Annotated in this window: 19 protein-coding genes; 7 read left to right on the forward strand and 12 right to left on the reverse strand. The window is 62.8% G+C overall.

Annotated elements, in window-relative coordinates; all coding sequences use genetic code 11:
- Positions 1–14: 14 nt before the first annotated feature.
- The 4 genes from AC07OT_RS19255 to AC07OT_RS19270 are packed head-to-tail and all read right to left on the reverse strand — an operon-like array spanning position 15 to position 3,068.
- Positions 15–839: an amino acid ABC transporter ATP-binding protein gene (locus AC07OT_RS19255; protein ID WP_495108792.1), complete on the reverse strand. Its 825-nt coding sequence runs from the start codon at positions 837–839 to the stop codon at positions 15–17.
- Complete coding sequence (locus tag AC07OT_RS19260) at positions 826–1,509, reverse strand: amino acid ABC transporter permease (RefSeq protein ID WP_495108793.1); 684 nt, start codon at positions 1,507–1,509, stop codon at positions 826–828. Before AC07OT_RS19260 ends, AC07OT_RS19255 begins: the two co-directional genes overlap by 14 nt.
- Entirely contained in the window at positions 1,499–2,233 is a 735-nt protein-coding gene (locus AC07OT_RS19265; RefSeq protein ID WP_495108794.1) for an amino acid ABC transporter permease, read from the reverse strand. Before AC07OT_RS19265 ends, AC07OT_RS19260 begins: the two co-directional genes overlap by 11 nt.
- Before the next feature lie 13 nt (positions 2,234–2,246).
- On the reverse strand, positions 2,247–3,068 hold the full coding sequence (locus AC07OT_RS19270; RefSeq protein ID WP_495108795.1) for a transporter substrate-binding domain-containing protein: 822 nt from the start codon (positions 3,066–3,068) through the stop codon (positions 2,247–2,249).
- A gap of 244 nt (positions 3,069–3,312) precedes the next feature.
- Between AC07OT_RS19270 and AC07OT_RS19275 the strand changes: the two genes are divergently transcribed.
- Both AC07OT_RS19275 and AC07OT_RS19280 read left to right on the forward strand, forming a co-directional pair.
- Positions 3,313–4,164 carry a LysR substrate-binding domain-containing protein gene (locus AC07OT_RS19275; protein WP_370671275.1) on the forward strand — a complete coding sequence of 284 codons (852 nt, stop codon included), beginning with the start codon at positions 3,313–3,315 and terminating at the stop codon, positions 4,162–4,164.
- Positions 4,165–4,242: 78 nt separating this feature from the next.
- Entirely contained in the window at positions 4,243–5,388 is a 1,146-nt protein-coding gene (locus AC07OT_RS19280; protein WP_495108796.1) for a MalY/PatB family protein, read from the forward strand.
- A 47-nt stretch (positions 5,389–5,435) separates the two neighbouring features.
- Here the strand turns inward: AC07OT_RS19280 and AC07OT_RS19285 are convergent, their stop codons facing one another.
- Positions 5,436–5,651, reverse strand: a complete 216-nt coding sequence (locus AC07OT_RS19285) for a TOBE domain-containing protein (RefSeq protein ID WP_003173733.1) — start codon at positions 5,649–5,651, stop codon at positions 5,436–5,438.
- Between the two features lie 340 nt (positions 5,652–5,991).
- On the opposite strand from AC07OT_RS19285, the gene AC07OT_RS19290 reads away from it, so the two are divergent.
- Genes AC07OT_RS19290 through AC07OT_RS19300 form a run of 3 tightly spaced genes read left to right on the forward strand, consistent with a single transcriptional unit; the run spans position 5,992 to position 8,514 of the window.
- Entirely contained in the window at positions 5,992–6,963 is a 972-nt protein-coding gene (locus tag AC07OT_RS19290; RefSeq protein WP_495108797.1) for an aliphatic sulfonate ABC transporter substrate-binding protein, read from the forward strand.
- A gap of 10 nt (positions 6,964–6,973) precedes the next feature.
- Positions 6,974–7,801 carry an ABC transporter permease gene (locus AC07OT_RS19295; protein ID WP_495108798.1) on the forward strand — a complete coding sequence of 276 codons (828 nt, stop codon included), beginning with the start codon at positions 6,974–6,976 and terminating at the stop codon, positions 7,799–7,801.
- On the forward strand, positions 7,798–8,514 hold the full coding sequence (locus AC07OT_RS19300) for an ABC transporter ATP-binding protein (protein WP_141155088.1): 717 nt from the start codon (positions 7,798–7,800) through the stop codon (positions 8,512–8,514). Before AC07OT_RS19295 ends, AC07OT_RS19300 begins: the two co-directional genes overlap by 4 nt.
- Before the next feature lie 230 nt (positions 8,515–8,744).
- Here the strand turns inward: AC07OT_RS19300 and AC07OT_RS19305 are convergent, their stop codons facing one another.
- The 4 genes from AC07OT_RS19305 to AC07OT_RS19320 form a co-directional block, all read right to left on the reverse strand.
- Entirely contained in the window at positions 8,745–9,662 is a 918-nt protein-coding gene (locus AC07OT_RS19305; protein WP_495108799.1) for a DUF4880 domain-containing protein, read from the reverse strand.
- Positions 9,659–10,177 carry a sigma-70 family RNA polymerase sigma factor gene (locus AC07OT_RS19310; RefSeq protein WP_027607930.1) on the reverse strand — a complete coding sequence of 173 codons (519 nt, stop codon included), beginning with the start codon at positions 10,175–10,177 and terminating at the stop codon, positions 9,659–9,661. Before AC07OT_RS19310 ends, AC07OT_RS19305 begins: the two co-directional genes overlap by 4 nt.
- A gap of 91 nt (positions 10,178–10,268) precedes the next feature.
- Positions 10,269–10,886 (reverse strand): LbetaH domain-containing protein, encoded by a 618-nt coding sequence (locus AC07OT_RS19315; protein WP_495108800.1) that lies wholly within the window; start codon positions 10,884–10,886, stop codon positions 10,269–10,271.
- Positions 10,887–10,976: 90 nt separating this feature from the next.
- Positions 10,977–12,422, reverse strand: coding sequence for a mechanosensitive ion channel domain-containing protein (locus tag AC07OT_RS19320; protein ID WP_495108801.1), 1,446 nt, complete (start codon positions 12,420–12,422; stop codon positions 10,977–10,979).
- Positions 12,423–12,588: 166 nt separating this feature from the next.
- Between AC07OT_RS19320 and AC07OT_RS19325 the strand changes: the two genes are divergently transcribed.
- Entirely contained in the window at positions 12,589–13,368 is a 780-nt protein-coding gene (locus AC07OT_RS19325; protein ID WP_495108802.1) for a TSUP family transporter, read from the forward strand.
- Here the strand turns inward: AC07OT_RS19325 and nudC are convergent.
- Both nudC and AC07OT_RS19335 read right to left on the reverse strand, forming a co-directional pair.
- Positions 13,336–14,169, reverse strand: a complete 834-nt coding sequence (gene nudC / locus AC07OT_RS19330; RefSeq protein WP_495108803.1) for an NAD(+) diphosphatase — start codon at positions 14,167–14,169, stop codon at positions 13,336–13,338. The genes AC07OT_RS19325 and nudC overlap by 33 nt on opposite strands.
- A 5-nt stretch (positions 14,170–14,174) precedes the next feature.
- A complete protein-coding gene (locus tag AC07OT_RS19335; protein ID WP_495108804.1) occupies positions 14,175–14,987 on the reverse strand; it encodes a crotonase/enoyl-CoA hydratase family protein in 813 nt (270 codons plus the stop codon).
- Positions 14,988–15,172: 185 nt separating this feature from the next.
- Between AC07OT_RS19335 and AC07OT_RS19340 the strand changes: the two genes are divergently transcribed.
- The gene (locus AC07OT_RS19340; RefSeq protein ID WP_495101563.1) at positions 15,173–15,727 is read left to right on the forward strand and encodes a UPF0149 family protein; all 555 of its coding nucleotides are present in this window, start codon (positions 15,173–15,175) and stop codon (positions 15,725–15,727) included.
- 7 nt (positions 15,728–15,734) lie between these two features.
- Here the strand turns inward: AC07OT_RS19340 and AC07OT_RS19345 are convergent, their stop codons facing one another.
- Complete coding sequence (locus tag AC07OT_RS19345; protein WP_115486173.1) at positions 15,735–16,364, reverse strand: lytic polysaccharide monooxygenase auxiliary activity family 9 protein; 630 nt, start codon at positions 16,362–16,364, stop codon at positions 15,735–15,737.
- Positions 16,365–16,507 lie beyond the last annotated feature (143 nt).

Consider the following 16,507-nt stretch of genomic DNA (forward strand, 5'->3'; position numbering starts at 1 on the left):
CGGTTTTCCTTTTATCAGACTGACAGGCTGTAACGGCCCAAGTTGGTCAACAGATACGGGTCATGCTTGAGCGGGCCACGGCGCCCCGTATCACCCAAGGCATGGCGCAGGAACGTCTGGGTGCGTTCGCTGCTGGGGTTCTCAAAGATGCTCTCAGCGCTGCCATGCTCGACAATCACGCCGTTTTCGGTGAAGTACACGACGTCGCTGATCTCCTCGGCGAAGCGCATTTCGTGGGTGACCAGTACACAGGTCATGCCCTCTTCGGTCAGCTCGCGAATCACCGTCAGCACCTCGCCGACGGTTTCCGGGTCCAGCGCCGAGGTCACTTCGTCAAACAGGATCAGCTCCGGGCGCATCGCCAGGGCGCGGGCAATCGCCACGCGCTGCTGCTGGCCGCCGGACAACTGGCCCGGGTACGCATCGGCCTTGTGCTCCATGCGCACCTTGGCCAGCAGCGCCCGCGCGTCTTTTTCCGCGTCGGCACGGCCGCGACCGAGCACCTTGCGCGGCGCGATCACCAGGTTTTCCAGCACCGACAAGTGCGGGAACAGGTTGTATTGCTGGAACACAAAGCCGACGCGCTTGCGCAACTCGATGCGCTGCGCTTCCTGGACCAGGCTGTCGACCTGGGTCTGGCCCACGCGAATACTGCCGCGCTGGGGCTGCAACAGCCCGGTGATGCAGCGCAGGATCGTGGATTTGCCCGAGCCGGACGGGCCGATGATCGACACGGCCTGGCCACGCAGCACGTCGAGATCGATGCCCTTGAGCACCGGGTTGGCGCCGAACGACAAGTGCACATCCCGCAGGCTCACCAGGGGTTCAATAGAAGGCATAACGGCGCTCCAGGTGTTGGGTCAGGCGGGAAATCGGGTAGCAGTAGGCAAAGAACAGCACCAGCAGGCTCAGGTAGATCACCACGGTAAAGCCGGTCATGTTCACGGTGTTGCTGGCGATCTGCGCGGTGTCGATCACATCATGCACGCCCACCAGCGAGGCCAGCGCGGTGCCCATGGTGACCACCGCGTAGAGGTTCATCCACGGCGGCAACATGCGCTTGAAGCACTGCGGCAGGATGATCGAGCGAAACAGCTGGCCACGGGTGAATGCCAGGGACCGCGCGGCTTCCCATTGGGTGCTGGGGATCGAGCCGATGGCGCCCCGGAAGATTTCCGCGACATTGGCGCTGGCCGGCAAGGCCAGCCCGAGGGTGACCTTGATCCAATCGGGGAACGGCACGTAGCTGCTGCCGATCCGGATCTCGAACGGGAACACATAGGTGGTGAAGTAGATCAGCACCAGCCACGGCGCATTGCGAAACACCTGCACCCACAGCCGCGCCACAAAGCCCAGGGGCGACAATGCCAATGCACCGATCAACAGGCCCAGCAGCGAACCCATGCCGATCGCCAGCAGGCTGATCAGGATGTTCTGGCCAAAGCCGACCACCAGCGCCGGCGACCATTGCAGCAAGGCCGACAGCACCGGGAATGAATCAATGGCCATAGCCGGGCATCCTCAGGCGCGCTTCGAGCCAGCGCCCCACACAATTGACGATAAAACTCAGCAGGCCGAAAAAGCCCAGGATCAGGAGCATCAGCTCCAGTACGTTGTCACTCTGGGTCCAGATCATGATCGCCGCGTAGGTGATGTCGCCCACCGCAATCGCGGAGGCCACGGCGGTCATCTTCACCAGGTCGATCAGGTTGTTGATCAGCGATGGCAAGGCAAAGCGCAGCGCCAGGGGCAACTGCACATTCCACAGCAACTGGCGGCGGCTGAAGGCCAGGGAGCTGGCGGCCTCCAGCGTGACGGCGGGCACCGCTTCGATGCCGGCGCGCAAGGCCTCGGCATGGAACGCGCCCTTATGCAACGAGATCACGATCACCACCCAGGCAAACGGCGTCAGCGGGTTGGCCGCGCCGACCGCCTGGGTCAGCAGCATGTTCAACACCAGGAACGCGCAGTACAGCTGCACCAGCGTCGGCGTGTTGCGCGTGACTTCGACAAACACCCGCGCCGGCTTGGCCAGCCACGGGTTGCCTGAGGTCTGCATCGCCGCCAGCGTGATCCCCGCCAGCAGGCTGCCGAGGATAGTGAACAGGCACAGCAGGCCGGTGGTCAGCGCGCCCTGGACCAGGCTGCCACGCTGATAGGCGTCCAGCAGGAAGGTGTAGTTCAGGCCAATGCCGGCGGCCCAATGGACGCACAGCTCAAGCCAATGGCTCATCTCCATTGCCGGCTCAGGCGCCCTTGAACTGTTGCTGCAATTCCACCAGGGCCGGCGATGCCGGGCTGATACGGTTGCGGGTCTGGGCCTCGATCAGCCAGCCGCTGCGGTGCAGTTCCTTGACGATCGGATCGAGCCTGGCCTGGGTGTCATTCTCGCCGCGACGGGTCCAGATCACCGACGGTGCCGGGTTGAGCTCCGGACCAAGGACGCGGTAGCCCTTCCATTCGGCACTGTCGTTGATCAATGGGTTGATCAGGGTAGAGTCGTGCACCGCCGCGACGCAGTTGTTGCCCCGCAGGGCCAGCAGCGATTCGGACGAGCTCTTGAACGCCTTGAGCTGCGCGCCGAACCCGGTCAGCGGCTTGACGTAGCTGCTGCCCTGGGAGGTGCACACGGGTTGGTCCTTGAGGTCTTCCCAGCGGGTGATATTGCTGTCTTTGAGCACCGCAGCCGCACCGCCGACGCGGTAGAACGGCGTCGGCACGAAGCCGAGGATTTCACCGCGTTCGGCGGTCCATTCCATATTGGCGATGAGCAGGTCGACCTTGCCCTGTTGCAGGAACTGCACGCGGTTGGCCGGCAATACCGGCACCAGCTGCACCTCGGCCTTGAGTTGACGGCCCAGCTCATTGGCCAGGTCGACATTCAAGCCCTTGGGCTGTTGCGTGGCCGGATCGATGCTGCCAAACGGCCCGCCGGACAACAACACGCCCACCACCAGCACATGGCGCTGCTCGATCTTGTCCAGGGTCGCATCGGCCTGCGCCGCCGCACTGCCGCCCAGGGCGATCATCGACCCCAGGGCCACCGGCAACCATTTCTTCAACATCATTGGACTTCCCCCTGGCGAATGATCGGCGTACCCCGACCTGATGGAGGCTCATGCTAGGGAGAGTGCGAGGGCAACGGAAATGCAAATATCTCATATCGTTATAACTCACCGTCTTTGCACCACCTTCAATTTCGGCATAACCCATTATTCATTGGCCCAGGCAAAAAATCTTCTTCACCCATACATAAATATCTGTAATGTTTAACTTCACACACTTGATGTAAAACCGCTTCTGGAAATGGCCATGTCGACCCTCGACCTTGAACTGCTGCGCACCTTTATCGCCGTGGTCGACCACCACAGTTTCGCCGAAGCCGGCACGCACCTGGCGCGCACCCAGTCGTCCGTGACCCAGCATATGCAGCGCCTGGAGCAGCAAGTGGGGGTCAGCCTGTTCGAGAAGCGCGGCCGGCAAAAACAACTGACCGAGCCCGGCCTGCAACTGCTGCGTCATGCGCGGCAGATGCTGGCGCTGAATGACGATGCCTTGAATTCCCTGCGCGAGAGCAGCCTGAGCGGTGTGCTGCGCATCGGCTCGCCCCACGATATTGCCGACACCATCCTGCCGCCGATCCTCAGCCATATCGCCCGCTCGGCGCCGCGCCTGCGCCTGGAGATCGACGTGGGCCGCAGTCCGTTCCTGATGGACGACCTGCACCGGGGCAAGGTGGACATGGTGATCTCCACCCGCGCCGACCCGAACCTGGAAGGCTTTGCGCTGCGTACGTCGCCGGTGTGGTGGATCTGTTCGGCGCAGTACATCCACCAGCCGAGCGAGCCGCTGCCGCTGATCCTGGTGGATGAGCCGAGCATCTACCGGCGCTACGCGCTGGAGGCACTGGAGCGGGCGAATATTCCCTGGCGCCAGGCGTACCTGGCGTCGAACCTGATCGGGATTAAAGCGGCCACTCGCGCGGGCCTGGGGGTGACGCCGCGCAGCATGGAAATGCTCGGCCCGGACATGCGCGTACTGGGCGAAACGGATGGGTTGCCGAGGTTGCCGGAGGTCACGTATTACCTGTGGATTCGGCCGAATACGGCGAACCCCATTGCGCGCAAGGCGTATGACTTGATTCGGGGCAGCCAGGGCCTGTAAAGACGGGGCTGGCATCTGGATTTTATCCCGTTAGAATCATCGCCATTCCCGCCTGCCCTCCCTGACACGAGCCCCTTCATGAGCTTTGACTTCGATACGATCCACCCCCGCCTCGGCACCGGCAGCACCAAATGGAATCGCTACCCGGCCGATGTGTTGCCGATGTGGATCGCCGACATGGACATCGCCGCGCCGCCCGCCGTGCTGCAGGCCCTGCACGCGCGCCTCGACCAGCAGATTCTCGGCTACAGCGTGGCCGGCCCGGATGTACGCGAGGCCATCGTGGCCGACCTGTGGGCCAAGTACGCCTGGCGCGTGCAGCCCGACGACCTGCTGTTCCTGCCTGGCGTTGAGCCTGGCTTCAATATGGCGCTGCACGCCTTCGTCCAACCGGGCCAGCCGGTGGTGCTGCAAACCCCCAACTACCGGCCGATTCGCCTGGCGCCCGGCCACTGGAACCTGCCGCGCATCGAAGTACCGTTCGAATTGAACAACGCTGAATACATCACGCCAATGCCCGCCCTGCGCGAGGCCCTGACCGGCGCCGGCGCACTGCTGCTGAGCAACCCGCACAACCCCATCGGCAAGGTCTTCCCCCGTGAAGAACTGCTGGCCCTGGCCACTGCCTGCCTGGAAAACGGCGCGCTGATCATCAGTGACGAAATCCATGCCGAACTGTGCTTCGACGGTCGCCGCCACATCCCCACCGCCAGCCTCAGCCCCGAGATTGCCCAGCGCACCATCACGCTGATGTCGGCGAGCAAGGCCTACAACGTGGCCGGCCTGAAGACCTGCTTTGCGGTGATCCAGAACGCCGAGATCCGCGAGCGCTTCAACCAGGCCCGCTGCGGCATGGTCGACAGCGTCAGCCCCCTGGGCCTGGAAGCCACCCGCGCCGCCTACAGCCAGTGCGGCGCATGGCTCGACGCGCTGAAGCACTACCTGCAAGCCAACCGCGATTACCTGCTCGACGCCGTGCAATCCCGCTTGCCCGGCGTGGTGATGCATGCGCCGCAAGGCACCTTCCTCGCCTGGCTGGACTGCAGCGCCCTGGGCCTGGACGACCCACAGCAGTTCTTCCTCGAACAGGCCAAGGTCGGGCTGAGTGCGGGGATCGAATTCGGTGACGACAGCCAGCAGTTCGTGCGCCTGAACTTCGGCTGCCCACGGGCTTTGCTGGAAGAGGGTCTGCAACGTATGGAGCGTGCGCTGCAGCAGCGCTGAGGCAGGCTTTATGGATGGGGGAGCGGCGCTCCCACATCCGGTGGGTGTCACAGCTTGGCGATGGACACTTCGGTGGACTTCACAAAGGCAATCACTTCGCTGCCCACCTTCAATTCCAGGTCACGCACCGAGCGGGTGGTGATCACCGAGGTGACGATGCCGGACGCGGTTTGCACGTCGATTTCGGACACCACCTCCCCCAGCAGGATTTCCTTGATCACACCCTTGAACTGGTTGCGCACGTTGATCGCTTTAATGGTCATGTCGGCTTTCCTTTTGGCTGTTGGGTCAATCCGCACGAATGCGCAGGCCTTCAAAGTGCGCTATCGCGTAGAACATTAAAAGGAATATATAACTCTTTATTTATTCCATAAAAACATATGCGCACTGTTGCCTCACCAACAGCCGATCAACAATTTGCTCCCCCCGTAGCAGCTGCGGATTTGGATAAGGCGATATTTACGGTTAAGACGATCTCTACGCGGGGTAGCGGTGACCTTGGCATAGAGACTGCATATTCCTGTAAAGCATGATGAGACATTAAAAATCATCTTTCTGAATATAAGAAAAGCCTTCTCTCAACGCCTTGTCCGGAGCTGTTCCATGAACCCCTTCACCCAGCGTCTACTCGGCGCCTGCGGCCTCATCCTGAGCCTGCAGGCGCATGCCTATGCCGCCGAAACCGATCCCGCCGAAGTCAACCTCGACTACGCCTACTACTCGCCGGTCAGCCTGGTGCTCAAGCACTTCGGCTGGCTGGAACAGGCCCTGCCCCACAGCAAGGTCGGCTGGGTACTCAGCCAGGGCAGCAACCGCTCCCTGGAATACCTCAACAGCGGCGGCGTGGATTTCGCTTCGTCCGCCAGCTTGTCCGCCGTGTTGAGCCGCGCCAATGGCAGCCCGATCAAATCGGTGTACGTCTACAGCCGCGCCGAGTGGACCGCCCTGGTGGTGCGCAAGGACTCGCCGCTCAACAGCGTCATCGACCTGAAGGGCAAGAAAATCGCCGCAACCAAAGGCACCGACCCGTACCTGTTCACCCTGCGCAGCCTGCAACAGGCCGGGCTGAAAAAAGACGACGTGGAACTGGTGCACCTGCAACACCCGGACGGCCGCACCGCCCTGGAAAAAGGTGACGTGGACGCCTGGGCCGGCCTCGACCCGCACATGGCCGCGAGTGAAATCCAGGCCGGTTCGCGCCTGCTGTACCGCAACAAGGATTTCAACAGCTATGGCGTGGTGAGCGTCACCGAGCAGTTCGCCAAGGCACATCCACAAACCATAACCAAGGTGCTCGGGGCGTATGAAAAAGCCCGGGATTGGGCGGTGAAGCACCCCGATGAATTCGCCAGGTTGCTGGCGGATGAATCCGGCCTGCCGCTGGAAGTGGCCAAGCTGCAATTGTCGCGCACCGATCTGAGCACGCCGTTGTTGAGCGCCAAGGATGTGCAGTCGTCGAAGGCGGCGGCGCCGATCCTGGTGTCCGAGGAATTGGTGCGTCGTGGGGTGAATGTGGACCAGGTGATCGATCAACTGATCGACCCTTCGTTCGGCCAAACCCTGTCGAAGCAATAAGGGGCGCGCGATGACCAGCAAAAGCCAGGCATTACCGCTTCCGGTACCTGTGGCCAGCCAGCGCAGCGCCTGGCCACGACGGTTCAAAGGCCTGGTCTTGCCGGTGCTGATCCTGGTGATCCTGGAAGGGGTCGTGCGGGTGGGCTGGCTGCCGTCCTACCAGATGCCGGCGCCCAGCGAGATCGCCGTGACCCTCACCGACCTGGCCGAGGGCGCCTTGTGGAAGCACATCAGCGCCAGCCTCGCCCGCGTGCTGCTGGGCTTTGCCATCGGTGCCGGCTTGGCCCTGGTGTTTGCCGCCTGGGTCGGTTTGAGCCGTGAAGCCGAAGCCTACCTGGAGCCGACCTTCGCCGGCCTGCGTTCGATCCCGAGCCTGGCCTGGGTGCCCTTGCTGCTGCTTTGGCTGGGCATCGATGAAACCTCAAAGATTGTGCTGATCGCCATTGGCGCGTTTTTCCCGGTGTACCTCAATGGCGTCGCGGCGATTCGCGATATTGATCGCAAGCTGGTGGAAGTCGGGCAAATGTACGGTTTCAGTCGCCGCCGCCTGGTGCGCCGGATCCTGCTGCCCGCCGCCCTGCCCGGCCTGTTCACAGGGTTGCGCAGTGGCTTGAGCCTGGCGTGGATGTTCCTCGTGGCGGCCGAACTGATCGCGGCGACCAAGGGCCTGGGTTACCTGCTCAGCGATGGGCGGGAAACCTCACGGCCCGACATTGTGCTGGCCGCCATCATCGTATTGGCGCTACTGGGCAAGGTCAGCGACGGCCTGCTCGCGGCGGTGGAGAAACGCTGCCTGGCCTGGCGCGACACCTTCACTGGCCAAGGAGCGGAACAATGAGTACCCAGCCGTTATTGGACATTCGGGTGGAGCGTAAAAGCTTTGCCAGCACCACCGTGTTGAAAGACGTGCGCCTGGCCTTGCAGCCGTGCGAAGCGGTCAGCCTGCTGGGCCCCAGTGGCTGTGGCAAAAGTACCCTGCTGCGGATCGTCGCCGGGTTGGAAAAGGACTTCCAGGGCGAACTGCGCAGCCCTGACGGCGACGTGGCGTTCGTGTTCCAGGAACCGCGCCTGATGCCCTGGCTCACGGTGGAGCAGAACATCGGTTTCAGCGATGACAACCGCTACGACAGGGCCTGGGTCACACAATTGATCGAGGAAGTCGGCCTCAAGGGCTTCGCCCAGGCGCTGCCCAAGGCATTGTCCGGCGGCATGGCACAGCGGGTGGCGATCGCACGCGGCCTGTATTCACGTCCGCAGGTGCTGTTGCTGGATGAACCGTTCAGTGCGGTGGATGCCTTCACCCGCATGAAGCTCCAGGACTTGCTGCTGCAACTGGCCGCGCACCACGCCATCGCCCTGTTGCTGGTGACCCATGATGTGGACGAAGCGCTGTACCTGAGTGACCGGGTACTGGTGATGGACAACCGGCCCAGCAGCATTCGCCAGGAGCTGACGGTCGACCTGCCGCACCCGAGAGACCGACGTGATCCGTTGCTGGCCCGGCTCAAGGCGCTGGCCTTGACCGAGTTGCAGCGTGCCCACGTGATCTGAGGACTACTCGTAACTTGTGGTGAGCGGGCTTGCCCCGCGCTGGGCTGCGCAGCAGACCCAAAACCAGACGCTGCGGTTTACCTGACAGAACACAGGGAGCCTGATTGGGGCTGCTTCGCAGCCCAGCGCGGGGCAAGCCCGCTCACCACAGCAAGCCCACTCACCACAGCAAGCCCGCTCACCACAATAAGCCTGTTCACCGCAACAAGCAGGCTGGCCACAAAACCGCATCACGCCGCCTTGCGCAGGCTCACCCAATAACGGGTTCGAGATTGCACCTCCAACCCCAGGGTCGAGGCCAGCAGGTTGAGGATGCGGTCGGTGTCATCCAGGCGAAAACTGCCGGTCACCCGCAGCGTTTCCAGGCGGGGATCCCAGCGCAATACGCCGGGGCGATAGCGTTCCAGCTCGCGCAGAAAATCCCCCAGCAACTGGTTCTGTGCGGTCAACACGCCGTCGCGCCAGCCTAATTGCAGCACATCGAAGGGCACTGAAGCGCCCAGCCCGGCTGCTTTCAACGGCGCTTGCTGGCCACCCTGCAATGTAGTCAAGTTTGCGCTCAAATCACGCACCTGCACCGCGCCCTTGAGCACCGACACCAGGCAGCCGGAAGGCAGTTGCCGCACGCACACCTCGGCCTGGCTGACGAGCAATTGACCGTAGCGGGTTTGCACCGTCATCGCCGCCGTGCCCGGAACGTTCAGCGCCAGCTCACCGTCGACCAGGGTGATGCGCCGTTGTGCCAGGTCCACGTCTACGGCTGTGGCGGTATTGAGTTGCAGGCTGCCACCCCCGGCCAACGGCATTCGTTTGCGCTCGCCAGTGGCAGTGTGCAAGTCGGCACGCCAGGCTTCGATGGGCAACTGCCGGCTGATCAGCCAGGCCGCCGGCACCAGCGCCGCCACCCCCAGGGCACGCTTGAGCACGGCACGTCGCCCCGGTTGCGGGCGGTCGAGGCTGGCCATGGCGAGCGCCTGGGGCAAATCGCTGAAACGCTGGCGCAGGGTTTGGGCTCTTTGCCAGGTCTGTTCATGCTGGGGATGGCTGTCGCGCCAGTGCTGCAAGGCGGCGTGATCGCGCTCGGTGGCCGCGCCGGATTCGAGCAGCGCCAGCCACTGGGCGGCGGCGCGCGCGACGTCGCGGCTCACAGCTCCACCAGCAAACAATGCTCGTAGGCCTGGGCCATGTAGCGCTTCACCGTACGTTCGGACACGTCAAGGCGCTCGGCAATCTCGCGGTAACCCAGGCCTTCCAGCTGGCTCCATAGAAACGCACGGCGCACCAGCACGGGCAAGCCATCGAGCAATTCATCCAGGGCTTGCAGGGTTTCCAGCACCAGCCAGCGCTGTTCGGGCGACGGCACACAGGTGTCGGGCAAGGTGGCCAGGGCATTCAGATACGCCTGTTCGAGGCTGCGGCGCTGATGGAAATTCACCAACAGGCGCTTGCCCACCGTTACCAGGTACGCCCGGGGTTCCTGCATCTGCGCAATCGGCTGCGCACTGGCAAGCACCCGCAGGAACGTATCCTGGCTCAGGTCGGCCGCATCCCAGGCATTGCCCAGGCGCCGCCGCAGCCAGCTTTCCAGCCAACTGCGATGGTCACGGTACAAGCTCGATAGCGTCAGTTCAGGAGCGTGCGTGGGGACAACAGCATCATTCATGGCAACAACCTGCACGGCGCGATTGAGTCTCAAATGAGATTCATTCTATTTAATATCGTGCCGGGACACCATGATCTTTTCAACTTCGCGTTTATACGGACGCCTCGACGTCAAACACCCGCCCACGCCCCACGACACTGCCTGGCACCAACAGCGCCCCAGGCGCCAGCACCGCGTTAGCGCCGATCCGGCATTGATCCCCCAGCAACGCGCCAAACTTGTCGCAGCCGCTGCGCTGCAATACCCCGTCAACCCGTACCAGCACTTCCTTGTCGTCCCGCTCGTTGCGGTAGTTGGCGACGATACTTCCCGCCTCGAGGTTGACCCCATGGCCCAGCACTGAATCACCGACAAAGTTGAAGTGAGCCAGTTTGCTGCCGCTGAACATGAAGGTGGTTTTCAGTTCGGCGCCGGGGCCGATGATGCAGTGCTCATCCACCCAGCACCCACCGCGCAGCAGCGAGCCGCTGGCGATAAAGCAATGGGCGCCGATGATCAGGGGCGGCTTGAGCAAGGCACCGGGTTCGACGATGGCGGTACGGTGGATGGCGACTTCGTCCTTCACGCTGTACTCGTCGGCCGGCAGTTCGGCGAGCATCTGGCGAACAACGGCCGGCGCCTGGGCGACCAGGGCCCAGGGCGCCAAGCCGGCCCACGGAGCCAGGGGAGATTGAGCAAGGTTGGCGATGTAGTCGGTGAGTCGAATCAAGGTCGAGCCCTCACGTGGTCAGAGACAGTCAAGAAACCCCACATTGGCGATCATTCGACCTCGAGTACAGCACTTCCAGGCCCTCGCCTCTCACAGACCGCGCTTGCGCAACCACTGCAAAAAGCCCTTCTTCACCGGCACCACCGGCGCTTCCTGGGTCAGGACCTGAGCGGCGTGCAGGCGGAAATCCAGCAGCGCCTTCATCGCCTCACCGATGTCGTGGCGCGCGTCCAGGCACGGTTTCAAGTATTCATTCTCGATGCGGTACAGCGTGCAGAAGGTCTTGGCGGAAAAATCCGCCAGCGCAGCCTGGTCGGACAGAATCCCGGCCTCGCCAATCACTTCTCCCGGCCCCATGCGCCCGGCTTCGAATACATGGCCGCCCTTGGTCAACATCACCGAAACCACGCCGGACTCGACAATAAACAAATGATCGCTGACCTCCCCCGCCGGCAGGATCATCTCGCCAGCGCGGTAGGTGTGCAGGGTCATGTTCTGGCTGAAGGTGTCTTTCTCTTCCTGGCGCAGGGTGGAGAAAATCGATGAACGCTCCAGCAACGCCCGCGCGGCGGACATGGCCGGTGGCGCGCTGCTCTCGGTGGCGGACAGCACGCCCACGCCCGCCGCTTGCAGGTGCCGGAACGCCAGGTCATAGAGTTGGTTGCGCACCTCGCGCTTGAGGGCCATGGCCGGCACGAAGCCGCTGATTTCATACTCCACACCGCCACTGGCGGAGGTCTTGAATGCCACGCTCGGCGCCGGCTTGGCCAACAGGGGCCGGCACCCCTGCATCGCACGCTCCAGTGCCTCGATCACGGTTTGCGGACGTGCATGGGGGCTGACCTGCAGGCTGACCGCCAGGCCGAACATATCCGCCGGGCGCGAAAAGTTGATGATCTTGGCCTTGGCCGCCAGGGAGTTGGGAATCACCGCCAGGCTGCCCTGGGATGTTTGCAGGCGCGTGGCACGCCAGTCGATGTCGGTGACCCGCCCTTCGGTACCGTCGATGGAGATCCAGTCATCGATCTGATAAGGCTTGGTGGTGTTGAGCACAATCCCGGAAAACACATCGCTGAGGGTACTTTGCAACGCCAGGCCGACGATGATCGCCACCGCGCCTGAGGTGGCCAGCACGCCCTTGACCGGCAGGTCGAGCACGTAGGCCATGGCGGCGATGATCGCGATGAGGAAAATCACCGCACCCATCAAGTCCTGCAACAACCGCCCGGTGTGGCCCACCCGCTGCATCATTACCGCGCCCAGCAACACCGTCAGCGTGCGCGCCGCAAACAGCCACCAGCCGATCTGCAGGGCCGTGGCGGCCAGGTGCAAGGCGGTACTGTCGGCATAGGGCGCAAGTTGCATGGGGTTCATGCCGTCGTTGAACAGCACGGCACTGAACACGGCAAAAATCGCCAGTCGCGCAGCCAGCTTCCAATTGGCCAGGTCGGCAGAGATCAGGCGCCACACGGCGATGTCGATAAAGATCAGCGCCACGGCGCACAGCATCGGGTGATCAGCGATAAATGAGGACATCCAGGCGACTCCAGGGCGAATGACGGGAAGATCGCATGAAATGCCGTTCCGGGGTATAGCGAAAACAAATGTGGGAGAAGGCATGCCCCCACATTTGGTCCTGGGTACATTCGGCAGGTAAGATGGCGCCCCTTCGCACAGCGCCCTGCCAACCATAAGCCCTCCCATGCCTTTCGAATTCAGCGTAGACCTCACCACCCTCGCCATTCTCGCCGTCGTGGCCTTTATCGCCGGTTTTATCGACGCCATCGCCGGTGGCGGCGGCCTGCTTACCACCCCGGCGCTGCTCACCGCCGGGATGCCGCCCCACCTGGTACTGGGCACCAACAAGCTCAGCTCCACCTTCGGTTCGGCCACGGCCAGTTTCACCTTCTACCGTCGCAAGCTGTTCCACCCGCGCCAGTGGGTGCATGCCATCGTCGGCACCTTGATCGGTGCGCTGGCCGGTGCGGTGGTTGCCCACTACCTGCCCGCCGAAACCCTGAACAAGATGCTGCCGGTGATCGTATTCGCTTGCGGCGTGTATTTGCTGTTCGGTGGCACGCCCAAGGCACCGCTGGACGCCGACGCGCCGATCAAGAAGAAATGGCAAGGCACCCAGGGTTTCGGTCTGGGCTTCTACGACGGCGTGGCGGGCCCCGGTACCGGTGCGTTCTGGACCGTGAGCACCCTGCTGTTGCACCCCATCGACCTGGTGAAGGCCAGCGGCGTGGCGCGCAGCATGAACTTCGTCAGCAACGCGGCGGCGCTGTCGGTGTTTATCTTCAACGGCTCGGTGGATTGGATTGTCGGCCTGGCGATGGGGATTTCGGTGATGGGTGGCGCATTCTTTGGCGCCCGCAGCGCGATCAGCGGCGGCGCCAAATTCATTCGCCCGGTGTTTATCACCGTGGTTCTTGGCCTGACCGTGCGCCTAGCCTGGCAGCACTGGTTCAGCGTGGCCTAGGCGACGGGCCACGTAGAGGTCGATCAGGTAGCGCGCAATCGAGCGTGAAGCCGGCAGCGGCGGCAGGTCGTGGATGCTGAACCACTGCGCGTCCTCGATCTCGTCGGCCTGAGGCACGATGTCGCCACCGGCGTACTCGGCATGGAAGCCCAGCATCATCGAATGGGGGAACGGCCAGCACTGGCTGCCCATGTACTGGATATTCCTGACCTCCACCTGCACTTCTTCGCGCACCTCCCGGATCAGGCAGTCCTCGGCCGACTCACCCGGCTCGGCAAAGCCGGCCAAGGTGCTGTAGACCCCGGTGACAAAACGCGGCGAGCGCGCCAGCAGGATCTCGTCGCCACGGGTCACCAGCACGATCATGCTCGGCGAAATCCGTGGGTAGCTGCGCAGGTCGCAGGCCTGGCAATACATCGCCCGCTCCCGTGGCACCTGGACCATGGCCTGGCCGCAACTGCCGCAGAACCGATGCTCGCGCGCCCAGGTACCGATCTGCGCGGCGTAGCCCAGCACTTTGTAGAGGGTATGATCACCCTGCAGCATGAAGCCGCGCAGGCCCTGCCAGCTGCAACCCGGCACTTCGACCGCCGCGTCGAGTTCCAGCAGGTACACCGGCTCACCGTCGAGGTGGCCGATGCCGTGTTCGGCAAACACCGATAGGTCCTGGCGCTTGAGCCATTCCCGAGGGAACAGCGGGCCGTTGGCATCATGCAAAAAGCCGTCGCGGCTGCGGGCGACGGCCCAGCCGCCGGGGGCGTCGTTGTCCAGCAGCGTTGTGGTAATCCAGCCTGGGGTCATGTCAGTCAATCCACGAATTCGGGTTTCTGCTTGCTCATATGGGCCGCGATGGCCACGCGCAGGTCGTTGGATTGCAACATAGCCGAGTTCCAGGTGGCAACGTATTCCAGACCGTCATTGACCGTATGGTCACGCATGTAGCTGATCATGGCCTTGGTGCCGGTGACCGCAATCGGCGACTTGGCCGCGATAGCATGGGCGATCTCGAACACCCCGGCCAACAGGCTGTCCTGATCGGCATACACGCGATTGACCAGGCCGATGCTGCGCGCTTCCTCGGCGCCGAACGTGCGACCGGTGTAGGCCAGTTCACGCAGCATGCCGTCGCCGATGATGCGTGGCAGGCGCTGCAGGGTACCGACATCGGCGGCCATGCCTATGTCGATTTCCTTGATCGAGAATTGCGCGTCCTCGGCGGCATAGCGCATGTCGCAGGCGCTGATCAGGTCGATGGCGCCACCGATGCAGTAACCCTGGATCGCCGCCAGTACCGGCTTGCGGCAGTTATCGACAGCGTTGAACGAGGCTTGCAGCTCGAGGATCTTGCGCCGCAGCAGGCGCGCATTGCGGCCCACATCTTTGCCGAAGTCGTTGGCCACCGAGGCCAGCATCATCAGGTCGATGCCCGAGGAAAAATGCTTGCCCGCACCGCTGAGCACCACGGCGCGTACAGCGTCGGTGTCTTCGATCCATTGGAAGATGTCGATGATCTCGGTCCAGAACGCCGCGTTCATCGCGTTGATCTTTTCCGGGCGGTTGATCTGCACATGGGCAACGTTGTCGGTGAGTTCGACGACGAAAGCTTGGTATTCGGACATGGCAGTGATCCCTGGCTGGCGAGTGATAAGGCCTGAACTATAACAAGGGTACGTGACGGCGCATCGGCCAAAAGCGGGACTGGCAACAGCGATGGAAAAGACGCTGGATAAAAGCCCCGGCACACGCCATCCTTCGCGCTTTGAGCCGCCCCATCAGCGGCGTTCGACGTTTAAAGGATATGCCCATGCACGCCCAACCCCTCGCCCCCGCCGATTTCGAATTCATCGAAGAAACCCTGTTGAAATACGGCGACGACCATTCGGTGCTGAACCTGGCCGAACTCGACGGCTACTTCACCGCGCTGGTGTCCAGCCCGGCACAGGTGGACATCGCCGAGTGGTTCCCGGCGATCTGGGGCGGGCAGAACCCGGAGTGGGAAAACGCCGAAGAGGCTAAGCAGTTCCTGGACCTGTGCGTGCGTCATATCAACCTGCTGGCCGGTCAACTGGCGACTGACGCCGAGGGCTTCAAGGCACGCTTCGATGCAACCGAACACCAGGGCCAGGACGTGACCCTCGCCGAGGAATGGTGCTTTGGTTATATCCGTGGCGCGGCGATCGGCAACTGGCCGCAACTGCCGGCCGAACAGGCCGCACAGCTGGAGAAAATCTCCTGGTGCGCCGAGCAGGACAACTTCGAGTTGCCGGCCGACCTGGATGTAGACGCCCATCAGCAGCGAGCCCGAGAAATCGAACCCGCTGCACGGGCGCTACATGATTACTGGCTGAGCCGGCGTTGATCCGGGCTTATTTGAAGTCCAGGTCAAACGCCTGATAGAACGCGTTACCGGTATTGGCGACGATCCACAGCAACACCACCACATGCCGCCCCTTCTTGCCCTTGGGCAGTGTCACTTGATGCTCGACCTTGGCCTTCAATTCGTCGGCATGCTGGTAGTACGGCACCTGGGGGTAGAAGTCCTCGTAGAACGGCGAGGCTTCGAGTTGGGCACGGCTGATGCGCTGTCTGGCGTCCCAGCCGTCCTTGGTGATGAACCAGCGATAACCACGGGTGACGTGGGCGGCGGTGTATTCCCATTGCACCTTGAACACTTGGCCGGCCTCTACATTCAGGAGTGGCCAGGTGAATGGTGTGTTGAGCTTCTTGCTCATTTCCTCGTCGGTGAAGTTGATGCAGTCGCGCTCGTCGGTCTTGCCGCCACTGAGAATATGCCCATCGGCAGGCGGCGTGACGCTTTGATCGTCGGTTTCATACGGCGCAGGAAACGGCCCGGCCGTGAGCGCGGGGAAGTTCTTGCCACCTTCCATTTCATTGACTTGCCAATTGCCCAGCAACCCGCGCTCTACCGCAACCGAGCCTCGGCTGGCGGGGGTGACGACACGCCCGTGCCGAAGTTGTGTTTGAGGTTTGTTCATTTCATTCACTCCATGATTGAAAACGCCCCGGGTGGGAACGTTCTGAACTTACCCCATCACCCAGGCTTGTCCAGCAGGCGGCTATGCGGGCAACGCTGCACGTCTCCTGCAATTCATTAAGGGGACGCAGTTGTCCTGCGCCT

The sequence above is a fragment of the Pseudomonas sp. GW821-FHT09C10 genome, assembly GCF_059418085.1.